This is a genomic window from Streptomyces sp. MMG1533, assembly GCF_001279775.1.
Classification (GTDB): Bacteria; Actinomycetota; Actinomycetes; order Streptomycetales; family Streptomycetaceae; genus Streptomyces.
This window is the reverse complement of the sequence record NZ_LGDG01000034.1, coordinates 1-15,263: the sequence shown is the minus strand read 5'-3', so window position 1 is coordinate 15,263 and position 15,263 is coordinate 1. Positions and strand designations below refer to the sequence as shown.

Genomic DNA, 15,263 nt, shown 5'->3' with positions numbered 1-15,263 from the left:
ACCCGCCGCTGTCCCGTCCGTCACGACACCCACCTCCCACACCCCACGTCATCGAACACAAAAACGAACACGCGAGGGGTGTGGGCGGTGGATCATGAGCATAGAATCAAATGTGACTGAGCACGCTGGTTGGCCACTGAGCGCCGTAGTTGGCCATTCCGGCGCTCAGTGGCAAAGAGCACCTGTTCAGTCGAGGACCGCGGTGGCTTCGATCTCGACCAGATGGTCGGGGACGTCCAGTGCCGCAACGCCTATCAGCGTGGTCGGCGGGGCCGGGGTGACCCCCAGCTTCGCGGCTGCCCGGGAGATCCCTTCCAGGAGCGCGGGCATCTTGTCGGGGGTCCAGTCGACGACGTAGAAGGTCAGCTTCGCCACGTCGTCGAAGGAGCCACCGACCTCGGCCAGGGCGGTGCCGACGTTGAGATAGCTCTGCTCGACCTGGGCGGCGAGGTCGCCTTCGCCGATCGTGACTCCCTCGGCGTCCCAGGCGACCTGCCCGGCGATAAAGACCAGCCTCGACCCGGATGCGATCGACACCTGCCGGTAGACGTCGATCTTGGGCAATCCGCTGGGGTTCACAAAGGCGATGGCCATGCTGCTTGTCTCCTCGTCTTGAGCGCCTGTGGGCTCGCGTGCGCGCCGACCAAGGCGCTATCGGTCTCTTGTGGTTACTCAGGAACCATAGGAGAGTGGACGCTGACGTGGAAGAACGAACTTTTCAGTGACTGGAGAACCTTATGGTGACCAAGCAGTTCACAGGCTCGCCCGAGGATGCAGACCTGGCGCGTGCGGGCTCCTTGGCGCGGGAGATCTTCTCCGACGTCGCCAACAAGTGGGCGTTCCTCATCGTCGAGGGTCTCGGTGATCGCACCCTGCGCTTCAGCGAGCTGCGGAACGAGATCGAGGGCATCAGCCACAAGATGCTCACCCAGAACCTGCGCATGCTGGAGCGCAACGGCCTGGTCGAGCGCACCGTGCACCCCACCGTCCCACCGCGGGTCGAATACACCCTCACCGAGCCGGGTCAAGCCCTGCGCGCAACGGTCGACGGAATGTGCGGCTGGACCCACCAGTACTTCGGTCACATCGAGGCCGCCCGCCGCCGCTTCGACGCCTGACAGCTGGCGCACGCGTCGCCGTGGGCCGGCCAGCTGCAATGCTCAGAGTGGCCAACCAGCGTGCTCAGTCACATCAAAAACATGTTCGACGACCTGCCACCCGATCTAGATCGTCTTCTGACGCTACGGGTGTGGCATGCCATGTGGCTGCAGCGCATCGACGCGAAGATCGCAGCCGTGCGCAAGCGGCAGGCCGAACAGGAACACGGCCAGCGCAGCCGTCCCCGGCCACCGGACTGGGTCGTCCAGCTCGGCATCGGCGTCGGCCGCCCACCCGTCCAGATCCACACCGGCGACTGCCACATGAAAGGCACCCGCCTGCGCCCCGTCGACCGCGACGAAGCCCGCCGCCTGCTCACCACCGGACTCCGCGCCTGCACCCACTGCCAGCCCGACACCCAGCTCCACATCCTCGACTTAGCCACCCACCACCCACCGGCGGGTGGCTGCGCCTGGGCGGCTCAGCAGGTCCTCGAAAAGGACGGCAGCGTAGCCTCTCGGCTCGACACCCTTCGAGGGCTCACTCTTCGACCTCGGGTCCAGCCTCACAGCCTCTGACCACGCGTGATCAAACTTCGATGACACGAACTCACGTCCATCAAGGTTCGTTGGCGCGCGCTCAAGATCAGGCGGCACGGGACATGTCCTGTGACAGGGAACCTTGATCGCGTGCCATCGAAGTTTGATCGAGATCGTCTGCCGCTCTGATCCCCAAACGATCACTTTTGCGTGGGCGCGAGTCATGGTGTCGTTGACTGCTGCCACTCAGGCGGAAGGATGGTCGTCTCATCGGTGAGCACTCCGGTGGGGGGCTGAGTGCACCCGCGAGCACGCGAGAGGTTTGCTCCGGACAGGACTGCTTCAGTGAACGTGGTGTTCCCCAGGTGAGCGTCGGTGAGCGTAGCCCCGGACAGGTCGGCCCGAGTGAGCGTTGCCGCGGCCAGGTAGGCCCAGGTGAGCGTTGCCCCTGCCAGGCTGGCGTCCGTAAGTTCTGCCCCCTGCAGATTGGCCTTGGCGAGCTTCGCCCGGCCTAGCAGCGCCATGGTGAGCCTTGCCCCGTGCAGGTTGGCCTTGGTGAGATCCGCCTTGAGGAGGACAGCCTCGGTGAGCGTTGCCCCTTGCAGGTTGGCCCCAGTGAGATCTGCCTCGTGAAGGTCTGCTCTGGCGAGATGGAGGCCGTGGAGGTCGAGGACTTCACGAGGGTCAACATGGGGGCGCGACTCCGCGCGAGTCAGGGCGGTCAGGGCTGCCTGTACGTCAGCAGCCGGCACTGGGGGAAGTTTCGCCAGGTCCCGACGCGCGCGCACCCACCTCCAAACTGTTGGACTGCGAGCCGGGGCAGTGGGTGCAACCTGTGGGGCGCGGGCGCGGATGAAAACGCCCAGGACGTGGGCGGCGTCGGTGGCGGCCTGCTCGGGTGCGTCCTGGACGATCTGCTCCAAGGCGAGGATGCCGCCGATGCGCACGTACAGCTGATCCGAGCCGAGGCGCTCCAAGGCTTTGGTGAAACGTTCGGTGATCTGGCCGCGCCGGGTGAGGCGGTAGTTGCGGGCGGTGTAGAGCAGGGCAAGACCGGCACCGAATGCAGCGACGCACGCCACGAGAGCGGTGCGCAGGCCAGTGACCAGTGCAGCCGATCCGTCGGCTAGCCCCTCGCGGTTGAGGTACTTCGCATCGATCTCGTAGGGGCCCCGTATCACCAGCCACGGCAGACTGCCGAGTAACGCAAGCATGCCGAACGTGAGTGCAATCGTGCCCCTCCGACGGGCGTTCGCTCTCTTCCGGGTTCGGGCTCGGCGTTGTTCAAGGAGGGACATCGCCTCCCACGCGGCCCGCTGGCGTTCCCGCGCATTACGGATTCGGCGGAGCGGGCGCGAAGTCCTCATACCCGGTACACGTCTGCACGGGGTGCGCGGTTGCGCGCTCTCGCCTTCCGCGAGGCTCACTGTGGGGTAGAACCCCTGCGGTACTGGGCCGTGGCCGCAAGGGAGCCCTTCTCCACGACACGGACAAGCCAAGATTCGATGGCATGCGCTCAAAATCCGCTGTCACAGGACAGAACACCTGCGGCTGCCGTCCGCCGCCGTCCACATCCGCTCAAATCTCACTCCGAACGGGTAAAATGCGAGGCTAATTATCGGGGTTAAATGTGCTAGGGTGGCGGCACGGGAGGAGATCCATATGGCATCCGAGGAAGAGCTGTTCGCGAGCATCGACGCGTTGCTGGAGGAGGAGCCGCAGCTGCCGCCCCCGGCGGAGCGCGCCCGGCTGCGCGAGGCCGCCGGCATCACCCAGGCCCGCCTCGCGACCGCACTGAAGACCACGACGCAGACGGTGAAGAACTACGAGAACGGCCGCTCGGAGCCGAAGTCGCCGCGCCTGGAGGCGTACCAACGGCTGCTGAACGGCTGGGCGGCGAAGTACCCCGCGCACAGCGCCCACGCCGCCCCGGTGCCCGCCCCGCTTGCCGCGCCGCAGCCGCAGGTGCCGGAGACCGCCGTGCCCGTCCAGGCCGCGCCCGAGCCTCCCGCCCGTCCGGCTGTGACGTCGCGCCGCCCGGCGGCGAAGAAGACGGCGAAGCCCGCCGTCGACCCGCGGTTCCCGCACGGCCCGCTCGCCGTCCTGGACGGCGACGGCTCCGCGTACGGCGTGGACGGCATCGTGCTCGACTGCCCGGCGACCACCATCCCGGAGCTGGTGGAGTGGACGCTGCGCGAGTCCGGCCTAGGTGCGCCGAAACTGAACCGCTACGGCAAGGACTCCGACCCGCTGATCGTGCTCACCGCCGCGGCCGCCGTGAAGCTGGGGCTGCCGGAGCGCCTGGAGGGCCACGAGCAGCGCCGCTCCCTGCGCCTGCCCGAGGACCACCCGGTGGTCAAGCAGGTCGCTCGCGCGAAGTGGCAGCTCACGCAGCGCGGATTCGGCCCGTGGGCGCGGATCTACCGCAAAGCCCAGGGACGCGAGCGGCAGTGCGTGCAGCTGGCGATCCTGTCGTGGGACGCCCTCGATGAGCGGTCCTGGCCCGGCGTGACGGAGATGGAGCCGGCCGACGTCGCCCGCGTCCTGGGTGTCTACGCCCAGCGGGTCATCACGCCGCGCGGATCGACGGCCGTGTCCGGTCTGGAGCTGATGACGGCGCTGCGCCCGCCCACGAAGCCGGAGCGCGACGAAGAGACCGGCAATTGGGTGTCGGCCTACAACCCGGGCTCTCTGGGGACGGAGCCGATGGACCCGGCGCCACCGGAGGCCACCGCCGAACACCCGGTCGTCGTGAACTCCGGCTGGACCGGCGGGTTCCTCAACGAAGAGGCGTACCAGTGGGTGCGCGACGTCGACCTGTTGACGGATGAGGAGTGCACGCTGCCCTTCGCGGTCGGCCTGGACCTGAACACGGCGTTCCTCGCCGCCGCGGCCCGCCTGGTCGTCGGCCTCAGCGCGCCCGACCACTTCCACACCCCGAAGTTCAACCCGAAGATCCCCGGGAGCTGGCTGGTCGACCTCAGCCACATCGAGCTGGACCCGCGCCTGCCCAGCCCGTTCACGCCGGACGGCAGCCGCCCGACGGAACCGGCCTGGTATCAGACGCACACCGTCGCCTACGCCCAGGAGCTCGGCTACAACGTCGCCCCGATCGAGGCGTACCTGCGGCGCGAGACCGGCGCGTACCTGGACCCGTGGCACGACCGCCTCAAGAACGCCTACGTCGACACCCTCGCCGACCTCGGCGTCACCCGAGACCTGGACGACCGCGCCTTCCTCGCCGCGATGGAGCGGCACAAGCAGGCCGACCCGGCGATGGCCGCCGTCCTCGCCGCTATCAAGGCCACCGTGAAGGGCGGCGTCGGCAAGCTGCGCGAGCGCCCGCAGGGCAAGTCCTACAAGGCGGGCGAGCGGTGGCCGGCCCTGGAGCGGCCGACCTGGCGCCCCGACATCCGCGCCGCCGTCGTCAGCAAGGCCCGGGTCAACATGCACCGCAAGCTCAACAACATGGCGAAGATGACGGGCCTGTACCCGCTCGCCGTGCTGTCCGACTGCGTCGTCTACCCCTCGCCGGGGGAGAGCCCGTTGGACTTCCTGCCGTACGCGGCGTCCGGCAAGCCGCAGCCCGGAGGGTTCCGCCTCGGGCCCACGCCGGGCCTGGCGAAACTGGAGGGCGTCCAGTCGATGCTGTGGGCGGTCGACTTGATGGAGCAGGGGCTCAACCCGGCCCGCCACATCAAGGGCGGCGACGCCGTCCTGGACGAAGGGGAGTAACCGGTGGGCGAGATCGACGACGCGATCGAGCGCAAGGACCGGGAGTTCTTCACCCGCCAGCCGCCCAAGACCCTCAAAGGCCAGATCGGCTACCTGATCCGGCAGATGGGCAGCGCGAAAGCCGTCGCGCAGGAGATCGGGGTCACCGCCGACTCCGTCAACCGCTACCGGCGCGGCGCCCGCAAACACGCCCGCGCAGACGTCGCCGCGAAGATCGACGACGCGGTACGGGCCCGCTGGCAGCCCCAGGTACGCAAGCGCCGGCGCAAGCAGGCCGCGACCACCGGCGGGATCACGGTGGAGACGCGGGCCCGGTTCGGCTACACCGCACCGGTCGGCACGACCGACGACGGACGGTTTAGGCGACTCACCGTGCACCTCCCACCGGAGTACGCGCAGCGCCTGTTCGACGCCCGCGACGCAGGGGCCAGCGACCAGGAGATGCGTGGGATCATCGCCGAAGGATTCAAAGACGTGTATTTCCAGGACGGCGGGAGCCGCGCTCTGGGCCTCTCGGACGTCGCTATCAACGACATTGATTACATCGACTTGGAATTCTAAAAGAGGGAAAAGCGTGAGTGTCGAAAACCGCATCGCCGCCACCTGGGACAAGTAGGATCTCCCGCTGCGCCAGCACGCCCAAGCCCTCGCCCGCACCCTGGCCCGGTAGGGGGAGGAGATGCTCGCAACGATTTCCCCGCCCGCCGGTTACGGCGTCGCGGAACTGCAGCTCGACATCGACGACACGGAACACGAACGGCGTCGCGCCGCCGGCCTGGGTGTCGCCACCGGTCACGGCTTCGGCGGCCTGGACGTACTGATGGCGCTCCCGCACGGCCTTCCCGTCCCGCTTGAGGCGCTCACCGATCACCAACGCGCCTACGTCTTGCGGGCCCCGGCCGGAATCTGCACCGTCACCGGCGGCCAGGTCGTCCGGCACGTCATACGGCCGTGCCGGGTGCGGCTGGCCACGGTGCGCGCGGCGAGCGCCTCTCAACTGGCCCTGGACGCGGCGGACAAGTTCACGACCATCTGCGCACGCCGGGTGATCATCACCAGGCCGCCCAGCGTGCACTTCCCCGAGAAGCTGCTGGAGTTCGGCTCCTACGGCATCGGCGTCTGCCTCCAGCACCCTGACGGGGAACTGGAGACGTTGGTGGAGCCGCGGCCGTGGCGGGTGAAGCGGCACTCGGCCGAAGACTGGTGGTTCGCCGAAACCGCCTACGGCCACTTCCTCGCTCAGCAGTCACCACCGGCCTCCGCGCTGTCGCAGGCACCCTGATCCGGTAGGAGGGATCTGTCCCATGCCCGCATCCACGGCCACCCGGCGCGCGTACCGTGAGGTGACGACCCGACGCCGGGAGGACCAGCCGATGAGCGCGCAGCCCGACCACGCACCCATCCCGCCGTACGCCCCCGCCCCGGGAGCTCCGGCCGAACTGCTCGCGCAGCTGCGCGCCGACCGGCGGGCCGCTCAGTGGGTACCGGCCTTCGAACGGGAGTGGGCGGCGGCGCTGGAGGAGTCGCGTCGGACGTTCTCTCTCGCCGGGCTGTACGAGGTGGTCCGGGACTGGCAGGGCCGCCTCGCCCACGCGCCGGCGGTCGATGCGTTCGTCGCCTCCGGCTCGGACCCTGAGGGCGAGGACGTGCGCTACGCGTCCGTCGGCCAGCTGTCCCTCACCTACTGGGTGAACAGGCCCCTGCGCCGCTTGACCGTCCTGAACATCGTCTGGCTCGGATAGCCATCAGTCTTTTCCCATCAGCCATGCGAGGTGCTCGCCGTAGCCTTCCTGGTCAGCGCCCCGGGGACTGCGCCTGTACGAGCAGACGACGCACTGCCCGAAGCCGCCCCGCCCCCACATGTCCAAGCCCTGGACACAGAAGGTCTCGTACCCACACACCGGGCAATCCTCGAAGTCGTGGCCGTCAGGGTTGTGCTTGGGGTGGTACTCGTTGGGGTTCTCGGCCGACTCCGCACGGCGCTGGGCCTCTTCATCACCGATGAGTTCTCGCAGAGCGCGCGCCTGATCGGCCGACCGCGCGTCCTCGTCCTGGGCCCGTTCGTCGTCGCGGTCAGATTGGGCCTCGAGGAGCGTTCTCAGGGTGGGGTGGTGGTCGAGGGCAAGCAAGGCTTGGACGTGACGGCGCTGCAAGCGCCCCGTTCCGCTTCCATGGCGGGCCTGACCACTGACATCGAGCGCATCGGTCAGGAGGCCAGCGTCGATGCGGGTGTCCCAGATGCCTTCGGGCACACCGTTTTCCTTCTCCCACCGGGGGCGAACGTCGGCGTCGCGATCGGGTATAACGCACAGGCCCGTCTTCGGGTCTGGCGGAATCTTCTCGGCGATCACCTTCAACAGGGTCCTCGCAGAGTGCACACGGCCCTTGTCATTTGAACACGCACCGCCGCTACGCCCGCGCCCTCACCGCGGGTGCCGTCTGCCTCGCATTCGCCGGGGTCGCCGTCGCCGCTTGGTCGGCCGACCTTCGGCCTCGACGACGGCGGCTACGTCGTGCCGGTCGTCGGCTTCCTGTACGGCTCGCTCGTCCTCGCCTGGGCGTCGTCCCGCGAACGCGCCGCCGGCCGCCGTGCCGCACCCGAAGCCGCCTCGCCCACCGGCCCGGGGAGGCAGACGTGACCGAGCCGGGCCGCCACGTCGGCCACCAGTACCACGACGCCACGCGGGGTGTGCGCGTAGAAGAACCGCTGTTCGGAGGCTGTGGCGGCGCTCGGTACCATGACGGGCCTGAATGGGGAGGGCGACATGTCGAACGTGTTCCCGTGCCGTAAGTGTGGGGAGCTGTACGACGCCGGGGTATCCCTGGCGAGAACTCACGCGTGCAGGCAACGGCAGCCGACCGCCGGACAGCAGACGACCGCCGAATGGCGGGAAAGTATCGGATGGCGGGAGGGACAGGGATTCGGTGGGGCGCGCCGTCTGCCGCGACGAGAGCGGCGGGACTTGCAGATCGCTGCGGCCTGGGGGGTTCTGTCAGCTCTGGGCGCCGTCGTGTCGATCCTGTCCGGCGGCCAGGTACGACGTACTGACTGGGTGAAGGCCGCACGGCAGCCGAGGGCGGGCGGGTTCGGCGCGGGTGGCGACGGCGGCAGCGCGGGAGGCTGACCAGCACCAGCACCAAGACGAAGACGCGCCCCAGGCACAGTCCGCCCGCCATCGACTGAACCAGGCAAACGCAAAGCCCCCGACGGTGCCGTCAGGGGCTTTGTTGTATGAGTCCAACAGGTCAGGTAAATGACCGATAAACGTTACGCGTTGAGAGATGCGAGCGGTGCCCACGTCATCCGGCCCACCCAAGGTCGTAGACGACAATCCCGCCGGCGAACGCGGTGAAGGCCACCCACGACCGGGGCCCGAACCACACCGCACCGTCCCAGCCGCCCGGCGACGGCCATGAGCCAGGCCGGACCAGAGCCGCCGCGATCACCTCCATGACCTCCTGGCGGCCGTGCTCGGGAAGACCGTCAAGTGCCTCCTCCACTCGGACCGCCAGTTACACCTCGTACGGCATACGTGCCCCCGTGCTCGTGATCAACGGGCAGCACGGTACGACTCGACAGCCCTCCCCGTGTGGGCCTGTGGATAAGTCGCGCAGTATTTAGTCCAAGATCCCCAACTTGGTGTCCGGACGGCAGAATGAGCACGCCTCCAGCTGAGCATCCGTCAAGGCCAACCGAGCCTCGTGCGCGTTCACCGGGTGCGTCAAATGGCTGGTCATCGTGCAGTCGTCCAGGTGCACGGCAGCCTCCTGCGGGCCCTTCGGCGTCCGCCGCTGCTCGATCACAAAGCCCGTCGACTTCCGCTCGCCCCGTGTAGGCGCGTGCCCCAGCGCCGGACCGGCTGCTGGCCGACGCGACGGGCCAGGCTCCGCAGGCCTACGGTTCTCAGTCACGGTGAGGGCGTGCCGTACGGCCTGGACCTGGAGCTGCAGGTAGGTGACTACGGTCTCTTCCCGGCGGCGGATGACCACGGCCTTGAGCTTCGGGCGGGTCCGGTGCCGGCGGCCGAGTTCGGCTGCGCCCGCGACGGCCCCACCTACGATCCGCCAGCAGGTCGGCACGCCATGTGATCGCGGGAGGCCACTTCCCACCAGCAGAAGATGTGACGCGCCGCCTCGATCTGTGCCTTCGTGCGGTCGTCGGGTTCTCCGCTGAGGCTGACGAAGACTACGCAAGACCCCGGATCGGCCGCGACGAACAGGGTCAGTGGCACCCGGCCCGACAGCGGGTAGTCGTACCAGTCGGACCGCTCGACGTCCGTCATCGACAGAGCGGTTTCGACGGCCTGCCAGTCCGAGTCGTCGAACTCGTATCCCGCGAACTCGGCGACCGACTCACAGAACGGCCGCAGGTTGGCCTCGAAGATCCAGCCGTCGTCGAAGACAGTGCCGGGATCCGGAGCAGTCATCCAGCAGCCTCGCTCTCACCAGCCGGCTCAACCCTTGACCGGCGCTTCGATTGTCGGACGCCGCCCGGGGCCAGGGAAAGCGAGAATTGCGGATCCTGGACGGCGACCGCCACGACGGCCGAGGGCAACCTGCGGAGATGTAGTTGCGGCAGTCATGACGACATCCCGCGCGCCGCGGTCCTCACCCGACGGCGCACGTGACGACGCGATGATCGCCCGCTTGGAGCAGGAGAATGAGCAGCTGCGGCGTGCCGTACGAGTACCGGTGCAATCTGTGCGGGACGGTCGAGCCCGCCACGACCCAGGCCCAGGCGCTCGCCATGCGCGACGCGCATCGCGACGAGTTCCACGGCCCGGACGAGATCGTTGAAGTGCTGGCTTCGTAAGCGGAAGCGGACAACGTTTCTCGATGGGTTTGGGCAGCAGTTAGCGATCAGAAGGCTCGAAAATGTTGATGAGAACTGACAACGCTGGATGGGCCGTTCTCTCGCATGGTGCTCGCGGTGATGGCCAGTTCCGTGATCGGGTCGGTCGATCACTTGGTAGCGGCGGCGATCGACGTCAGCGACCAGCGTGTCCATCTCGTCTTGATCTCGTACACGCGCCTCGGTGGAGGACTCCGTACGCACCGGGCTCTCCGTCTCCCCGCCCCGCTTCGGTAGTGCAAGCGGTGTGATCACATGCCGCCTGCCCGCTAGTCCCCCGGTAAGAGGGCCCGCGGCAATGAGAGGTACTCGGGGTCCGCTTCCAGGCCGGTTGGAGGTCAGTCGACGGGGTCTTCGGTCCATACGAGCGTCCCGGGGAAATCCGGGTCCCTGTCGGTTACTTCCCACTCGTCGTCGCCCGGCAGTATCGCGATCCAAGGAGGCGGTGAGGCCAGCAGGTTCCCGACGATGTCCAGGGCACTGGTGAACGAGCGCCAGAGGGGATCACGTTCCCAGGCGAAGCCCTGCTGGATGTCCCACTCACCAATACGGCCTGTCCTGATGTCGACCAGGAGCTGGATAACGCTCAACGTCGCGAACGGGACGAGGAATGGTTTATCTCCTTCTGTCAGGTTTTTGTCATCAGGTGCCGCGTACTTCAACCAGGTCGCACGCTTCTTGAGGATGTCCTCGACGCTCAGCAGCGTGAACCCGGGCGGGAGAATCACGGTCAGGCCTGAGCCGTTGTGACGTAGCAGTGAGCGTTCGACATCATCCGGCAGCTGCCCGCTGAGAGACTCGTACAAGGCATCCAGGTCTGCGCGAGTACACGGAGCCGGCAATGGGTCTTCCGCCGGCGCATGCTGGGCTATCCAGCGTTCGATCTTGCCCCACGACTCCTCGACGCTCACGCGCCCTCCTCCACCCGGCCGGAGGCCAAGGATCCCAACTCATCAACGGCGAGGACACCCACCGGAGTTCAAAGATGGTTGTCGGGTAGCCGGAGACCATTGCTGATCCCCGGCGCCCACATCGTCGCCGCGCTCTGATCCGGTAGGAGGGATCTTGTCCCATGCCCGCATCCACGGCCACTGGGCGCGCGTACCGTGAGGTGACGACCCGCCGCCGGGAGGACCAGCCGATGAGCGCGCAGCCCGACCACGCAACCATCCCGCCGTACGCTCCCGCCCCGGGAGCTCCGGCCGAACTGCTCGCGCAGCTGCGCGCCGACCGGCGCGCGGAGCGGTGGGTGCCGGCCTTCGAGCAGGAGTGGACGGCAGCGCTGGAAGAGTCGCGCCGGACGTTCTCCCTCGCTGCCCTGTACGAGGTCGTTCAGGTCTGGCAGGCCCGTGTTGCTTCCGCCCCGGCGGTCGACGCGTTCCTCGCCTCCGGCAAGGACGAGACCGGGTTCGCGGACCTGGAGTAAATCCGGAGCAGGCGCCGGTGACCCGACAGCAGCCGTACGCGGTCCGGCTGTCGCCGCCCGCCGCGAAGGTGCTCGATGCCCTGCCCGAGCATGCGGAGCAGATGGTCTGGGACGTTCTGGACGCTGCGGCCGGGAACCCGTGGGGCTTCCCGCAGTGGGACGCCGGTGATCCCGAGGGCGAGGACGTGTGTCGACGGTCATGGAATTCCCCAGTTGTGACGGTTTGAGCGTCACGGAATTCCTCACCCTCACGGTCACGAGTCCCCATGGGGACGGCGGTCGCGGGGAGTTGAGAGACTCCCCGCTATGGGATCTTGGGGAACCTTGGGGCCAGCGTTGTTGTCTCTGGCCGGTGTCGCACTCGGCGCTGGCGGGTCGATCTTTGGCCAGTACATCGTGTCGCGAGCGACTACCCGGCAGCTCGAAGTGCAGGAATCAGCCGCGCACCGCGCGGAGTTGAAGAACGCGGTGCTGAAGTTCCTCGGCATTGCGTCGCAGGTGGAGAAGGCGACCCTCACGCGCCCAGTCAGTGATGGCACGACAGACGATGCGGTGCTCGACCGACTCGTCGACGACCTGTGGCTCGCTCAGGCGGAGATCGACCTGGCGGCCAGAAGCGAGCCCCTGCGAGGCTCTGCCTTTCGTTATGCGTTTTCCCTGGTGCAGGCAGTCCGGGGCGAGATAGCCGACTCCTCTGCGCTGCGCGGGCCGCAGGCGCAGTTCATGGACGCCGCGTATGACGACATGTGGCCCGGCCAACGGCGGGCAACCGGGGATTCGGCCGCACCTCGGTGAGGCGGACAGAGGAATTCCGCATGTCGGGCGGTTTGAGCGCCATGTAGTTATTCATGCCGATTCCTCCTGATTGGCCATGGGTAGCGCGGAGGTCAGGATCGAGGGACCTGGTCGTCGCGGAGCTGCTCATGTTCCTCGTCCCGTGGTTCTGATGGCCGATGGGCAGCCCGGATGGCGAGGAGAACGTTCGTCGTGGTCGACATCACCGAGATCTACGTCCACTGGTACGCGGGCCGCTCGAAGAGCGCGCTGGCCGCGTCGCTGGGGGTGGACCGCAAGACGGTCAGGAAGTACCTGGCCCCGGCGGAGGCGTCCGGGATCACCCCGGGCGGCCCGCCAATGAGCGAGGCCGACTGGGCCGGGCTGATCGAGGGCTGGTTCCCCGGCCTCGTCGACAGGAGACTGCGGCAGGTCACCTGGTCCGACATCGACGAACACCGCGACTACATCAAGGACCTACTGGGGACCGTGACGGTCTCCACGATCCACCAACGGCTGCGCGACGAGCACAAACTGAAGGTATCGATCTCCTCGTTCCGCTGCTGGGTCCACGCCACACTGCCCGACGAGGTGAGCCGCTCACAGGTCACCGTACTGCGCGACGAGATCGAGCCGGGCGAGGAAGCCCAGATCGACTACGGCTTCCTGGGCCAGTGGACCAACCCCAGCACCGGCAAGCGGCACCGCGTCTGGGCATTCGTGATGGTGCTGCCCTGCTCACGGCACATGTTCGTCCGGCCGGTCCTGCACCTGGACCAGCACGCATGGACCGAGGCACACGTCGCGGCCTTCCGCTACTTCGACGGCGTCCCGCGCCGACTGGTCCCCGACAACCTGAAAACCGGTGTCGACAAGCCCGACCTCTACGACCCGAAAATCAACAAGGCGTATGCCGAACTCGCCACCCATTACGGCGCGTTGGTGGACCCGGCGAGGGCATCGAAGCCCAAGGACAAGCCCAGGGTGGAGCGGCCCATGCCCTATGTCCGCGACTCGTTCTGGCGCGGGCGGGAGTTCACCTCGATCGAGCACATGCAGACCGAGGCGATCACTTGGGCCCAACAGGTCGCCGGGCGTCGGCAGTGCCGGCCGCTGGGCGGGGCGGCGCCAATGGCCGTGTTCGGCGCGGTCGAGGCCGCCGCCCTGCTGCCGCTGCCGCCCACCCCGTTCACCCTGGCCCGCTGGTCGACTGCCACCGTCGGCCCGGACATCCACATCAAGGTCGGCCGAACCCTCTACTCCGTGCCCTGGAAACTGATCGGCCGCAAGGTCGACGTCCGCTCCACCGCGACCATGGTGCAAGTCTTCCTCAACGGCGACCTGGTCAAGACCCACGCGGCACTTGAGCAGGGAAAACGCACCGACAAGAGCGACTACCCGCCGGAGAAGATCGCCTTCCAGATGAAGACGCCCATCTGGTGCCGCACCCAGGCGTCCGAGGTCGGCGACGCCTGCCGCGAGGTGGTCGATCAGCTGCTCGAGGTCAACGCGCTCTACCGGCTCCGCGCCGCCCAGGGGGTTCTCGGACTACGCAAGAAGTACGGCGACACGCGACTGGAAGCGGCCTGCGCGAGAGCGATCACGGTCGGCGACCCGTCCTACCGCACCATCAAGGGCATCCTCGTCGCCGGCACCGAGACCGATCCCGAGCCCGAGACCAGCGGAGACGCGGGAGCCGCGGCCTTCCTCCACGGCCCGCAAGGACTGTTCGGCCCCGTCGTGCCCCCGGACACGCCGGAGGGCGACCGCGACGGCCAGGTCCACGGCGAAGACGAGGTGGCGGCACGATGAGCGTGATGGACACCGCCCTGCGTGAGTCACTCAAGTCCCTGCGGCTGTCCGGGATGCTGGAGACCCTCGACGCCCGCCTCGCCCAGGCCCACGGCGGCGAACTCGGCCACCTCGACTTCCTCCAGGTCCTCTGCCAGGACGAGATCACCCGCCGCGAGACCGTCGCCTTCCAACGCAGGCTCCAGCGGGCGAAGTTCGAGCAGCAGGTCACCTTGGAGGAGTTCGACTTCACCGCCTCCTCGAAGCTCCCCGCCGCCCAGATCCGCGACCTTGGAGCCCTGCGCTGGCTCCACGCCGGCGAGTCCGTCATCCTGTTCGGCCCGGTCGGCGTCGGCAAGACGCATATCGCCCAGGCGCTGGGCCACCTCGCCGTCCGCCAGGGCGCCCACGTCCGCTTCGCCAAGACCAGCCGGATCCTCGCCGAACTCGCCGGCGGACACGCGAACCGCACCTGGGAGAAAGGGATCCGTGAACTGGTACGGCCCGACGTGCTCATCCTCGACGACTTCGCCATGCGCCAGCTCTCCGCGGCCCACGCCGACGACCTCTACGAACTCGTCTCCGAGCGGCAGGGCCGGTCCCTGATCATCACCAGCAACCGGGCGCCCAGCGATTGGTATCCCCTCTTCCCCAACCCCGTCGTCGCCGAGTCCCTCCTCGACCGGCTCATCAACACCAGCCACCAGGTCATCATGAATGGCCCCAGCTACCGTCCCAACAAGCGCCCCAAGAACCCCACCGAAAAGCCCGCCAAACCACCGGTCAAATAGATGTCGTCAGCGCCCGGGGCTGGGGAATTACGTGAACTCAGCCCCGGGGAAATACGTGAACGTCCACACCGCCCAATCACGCCCTCGAACTGCTGCCGCAGCCGCTCGGGGTACCGACCGTACTCGCCGATAGGCAGGTACGGTCCTGAACTCCCACTCAGTGAGGTCTTTCAGCGTTGCCGCTCCAGAGCGAGGACCGCTGCTGCGATTGACGTCATTCGATTCGGGCTGCACCGAGCTCGTCGGAAGATCCGCCA

At 67.8% G+C, this 15,263-nt stretch carries 20 protein-coding genes and 1 pseudogene; 12 read left to right on the top strand and 9 right to left on the bottom strand.

The window, feature by feature from the left end:
* Positions 1–186: 186 nt before the first annotated feature.
* Complete coding sequence (locus ADK57_RS06735; protein WP_053748429.1) at positions 187–594, bottom strand: RidA family protein; 408 nt, start codon at positions 592–594, stop codon at positions 187–189.
* Between the two features lie 143 nt (positions 595–737).
* On the opposite strand from ADK57_RS06735, the gene ADK57_RS06730 reads away from it, so the two are divergent.
* On the top strand, positions 738–1,118 hold the full coding sequence (locus ADK57_RS06730; RefSeq protein WP_019074009.1) for a winged helix-turn-helix transcriptional regulator: 381 nt from the start codon (positions 738–740) through the stop codon (positions 1,116–1,118).
* Between the two features lie 81 nt (positions 1,119–1,199).
* Positions 1,200–1,676 carry a DUF6233 domain-containing protein gene (locus ADK57_RS06725; protein WP_234390016.1) on the top strand — a complete coding sequence of 159 codons (477 nt, stop codon included), beginning with the start codon at positions 1,200–1,202 and terminating at the stop codon, positions 1,674–1,676.
* A 182-nt stretch (positions 1,677–1,858) separates the two neighbouring features.
* Here the strand turns inward: ADK57_RS06725 and ADK57_RS06720 are convergent, their stop codons facing one another.
* On the bottom strand, positions 1,859–2,851 hold the full coding sequence (locus ADK57_RS06720) for a pentapeptide repeat-containing protein (protein ID WP_053748428.1): 993 nt from the start codon (positions 2,849–2,851) through the stop codon (positions 1,859–1,861).
* A 448-nt stretch (positions 2,852–3,299) separates the two neighbouring features.
* Between ADK57_RS06720 and tap the strand changes: the two genes are divergently transcribed.
* The 4 genes from tap to ADK57_RS06700 all read left to right on the top strand — a co-directional run bounded on the left by tap (position 3,300) and on the right by ADK57_RS06700 (position 7,114).
* Positions 3,300–5,372 (top strand): telomere-associated protein Tap, encoded by a 2,073-nt coding sequence (tap, locus tag ADK57_RS06715; protein WP_053748427.1) that lies wholly within the window; start codon positions 3,300–3,302, stop codon positions 5,370–5,372.
* 3 nt (positions 5,373–5,375) lie between these two features.
* Entirely contained in the window at positions 5,376–5,933 is a 558-nt protein-coding gene (tpg, locus tag ADK57_RS06710; protein ID WP_053748426.1) for a telomere-protecting terminal protein Tpg, read from the top strand.
* 118 nt (positions 5,934–6,051) lie between these two features.
* Positions 6,052–6,654 carry a hypothetical protein gene (locus tag ADK57_RS06705; protein WP_053748425.1) on the top strand — a complete coding sequence of 201 codons (603 nt, stop codon included), beginning with the start codon at positions 6,052–6,054 and terminating at the stop codon, positions 6,652–6,654.
* A 91-nt stretch (positions 6,655–6,745) separates the two neighbouring features.
* Complete coding sequence (locus ADK57_RS06700) at positions 6,746–7,114, top strand: DUF6247 family protein (protein WP_053748431.1); 369 nt, start codon at positions 6,746–6,748, stop codon at positions 7,112–7,114.
* A 3-nt stretch (positions 7,115–7,117) separates the two neighbouring features.
* Here the strand turns inward: ADK57_RS06700 and ADK57_RS06695 are convergent, their stop codons facing one another.
* The 5 genes from ADK57_RS06695 to ADK57_RS06675 form a co-directional block, all read right to left on the bottom strand.
* Complete coding sequence (locus tag ADK57_RS06695; protein ID WP_159050022.1) at positions 7,118–7,723, bottom strand: hypothetical protein; 606 nt, start codon at positions 7,721–7,723, stop codon at positions 7,118–7,120.
* A gap of 155 nt (positions 7,724–7,878) precedes the next feature.
* Positions 7,879–8,112 (bottom strand): hypothetical protein, encoded by a 234-nt coding sequence (locus tag ADK57_RS06690; protein WP_053748424.1) that lies wholly within the window; start codon positions 8,110–8,112, stop codon positions 7,879–7,881.
* Positions 8,113–8,672: 560 nt separating this feature from the next.
* Entirely contained in the window at positions 8,673–8,873 is a 201-nt protein-coding gene (locus tag ADK57_RS06685) for a hypothetical protein (protein ID WP_234390015.1), read from the bottom strand.
* A gap of 117 nt (positions 8,874–8,990) precedes the next feature.
* Positions 8,991–9,176 (bottom strand): DUF6233 domain-containing protein, encoded by a 186-nt coding sequence (locus tag ADK57_RS52385; RefSeq protein ID WP_420711845.1) that lies wholly within the window; start codon positions 9,174–9,176, stop codon positions 8,991–8,993.
* A 251-nt stretch (positions 9,177–9,427) separates the two neighbouring features.
* Positions 9,428–9,799, bottom strand: coding sequence for a hypothetical protein (locus ADK57_RS06675; RefSeq protein ID WP_053748422.1), 372 nt, complete (start codon positions 9,797–9,799; stop codon positions 9,428–9,430).
* A 233-nt stretch (positions 9,800–10,032) separates the two neighbouring features.
* Between ADK57_RS06675 and ADK57_RS49820 the strand changes: the two genes are divergently transcribed.
* Complete coding sequence (locus tag ADK57_RS49820) at positions 10,033–10,185, top strand: hypothetical protein (protein ID WP_159050021.1); 153 nt, start codon at positions 10,033–10,035, stop codon at positions 10,183–10,185.
* A gap of 377 nt (positions 10,186–10,562) precedes the next feature.
* On the opposite strand, the gene ADK57_RS06670 is transcribed toward ADK57_RS49820, so the two are convergent.
* Positions 10,563–11,135, bottom strand: coding sequence for an SMI1/KNR4 family protein (locus ADK57_RS06670; RefSeq protein ID WP_053748421.1), 573 nt, complete (start codon positions 11,133–11,135; stop codon positions 10,563–10,565).
* A gap of 230 nt (positions 11,136–11,365) precedes the next feature.
* On the opposite strand from ADK57_RS06670, the gene ADK57_RS06665 reads away from it, so the two are divergent.
* The 5 genes from ADK57_RS06665 to istB all read left to right on the top strand — a co-directional run bounded on the left by ADK57_RS06665 (position 11,366) and on the right by istB (position 15,006).
* Complete coding sequence (locus ADK57_RS06665) at positions 11,366–11,650, top strand: DUF6247 family protein (protein WP_053748420.1); 285 nt, start codon at positions 11,366–11,368, stop codon at positions 11,648–11,650.
* A gap of 17 nt (positions 11,651–11,667) precedes the next feature.
* Positions 11,668–11,877, top strand: a complete 210-nt coding sequence (locus ADK57_RS06660; protein WP_053748419.1) for a hypothetical protein — start codon at positions 11,668–11,670, stop codon at positions 11,875–11,877.
* Between the two features lie 109 nt (positions 11,878–11,986).
* Positions 11,987–12,445, top strand: coding sequence for a hypothetical protein (locus tag ADK57_RS06655; protein WP_234390013.1), 459 nt, complete (start codon positions 11,987–11,989; stop codon positions 12,443–12,445).
* A gap of 192 nt (positions 12,446–12,637) precedes the next feature.
* On the top strand, positions 12,638–14,236 hold the full coding sequence (gene istA, locus ADK57_RS06650) for an IS21 family transposase (protein WP_053748418.1): 1,599 nt from the start codon (positions 12,638–12,640) through the stop codon (positions 14,234–14,236).
* Positions 14,233–15,006: an IS21-like element helper ATPase IstB gene (istB, locus tag ADK57_RS06645; RefSeq protein WP_053748417.1), complete on the top strand. Its 774-nt coding sequence runs from the start codon at positions 14,233–14,235 to the stop codon at positions 15,004–15,006. Before istA ends, istB begins: the two co-directional genes overlap by 4 nt.
* A 170-nt stretch (positions 15,007–15,176) precedes the next feature.
* On the opposite strand, the pseudogene ADK57_RS48825 reads toward istB, so the two are convergent.
* Positions 15,177–15,263, bottom strand: a pseudogene (locus ADK57_RS48825) (IS5/IS1182 family transposase); the annotation flags it as partial.

Coding starts and splice junctions, on each gene's coding strand:
- ADK57_RS06735 (WP_053748429.1), bottom strand. CDS start 594: ATGGCCATCGCCTTTGTGAACCCCAGCGGATTGCCCAAGATCGACGTC.
- ADK57_RS06730 (WP_019074009.1), top strand. CDS start 738: ATGGTGACCAAGCAGTTCACAGGCTCGCCCGAGGATGCAGACCTGGCG.
- ADK57_RS06725 (WP_234390016.1), top strand. CDS start 1,200: ATGTTCGACGACCTGCCACCCGATCTAGATCGTCTTCTGACGCTACGG.
- ADK57_RS06720 (WP_053748428.1), bottom strand. CDS start 2,851: ATGCTTGCGTTACTCGGCAGTCTGCCGTGGCTGGTGATACGGGGCCCC.
- tap (WP_053748427.1), top strand. CDS start 3,300: ATGGCATCCGAGGAAGAGCTGTTCGCGAGCATCGACGCGTTGCTGGAG.
- ADK57_RS06705 (WP_053748425.1), top strand. CDS start 6,052: ATGCTCGCAACGATTTCCCCGCCCGCCGGTTACGGCGTCGCGGAACTG.
- ADK57_RS06700 (WP_053748431.1), top strand. CDS start 6,746: ATGAGCGCGCAGCCCGACCACGCACCCATCCCGCCGTACGCCCCCGCC.
- ADK57_RS06690 (WP_053748424.1), bottom strand. CDS start 8,112: ATGGTACCGAGCGCCGCCACAGCCTCCGAACAGCGGTTCTTCTACGCG.
- ADK57_RS06675 (WP_053748422.1), bottom strand. CDS start 9,799: ATGACTGCTCCGGATCCCGGCACTGTCTTCGACGACGGCTGGATCTTC.
- ADK57_RS49820 (WP_159050021.1), top strand. CDS start 10,033: ATGAGCAGCTGCGGCGTGCCGTACGAGTACCGGTGCAATCTGTGCGGG.
- ADK57_RS06665 (WP_053748420.1), top strand. CDS start 11,366: ATGAGCGCGCAGCCCGACCACGCAACCATCCCGCCGTACGCTCCCGCC.
- istB (WP_053748417.1), top strand. CDS start 14,233: ATGAGCGTGATGGACACCGCCCTGCGTGAGTCACTCAAGTCCCTGCGG.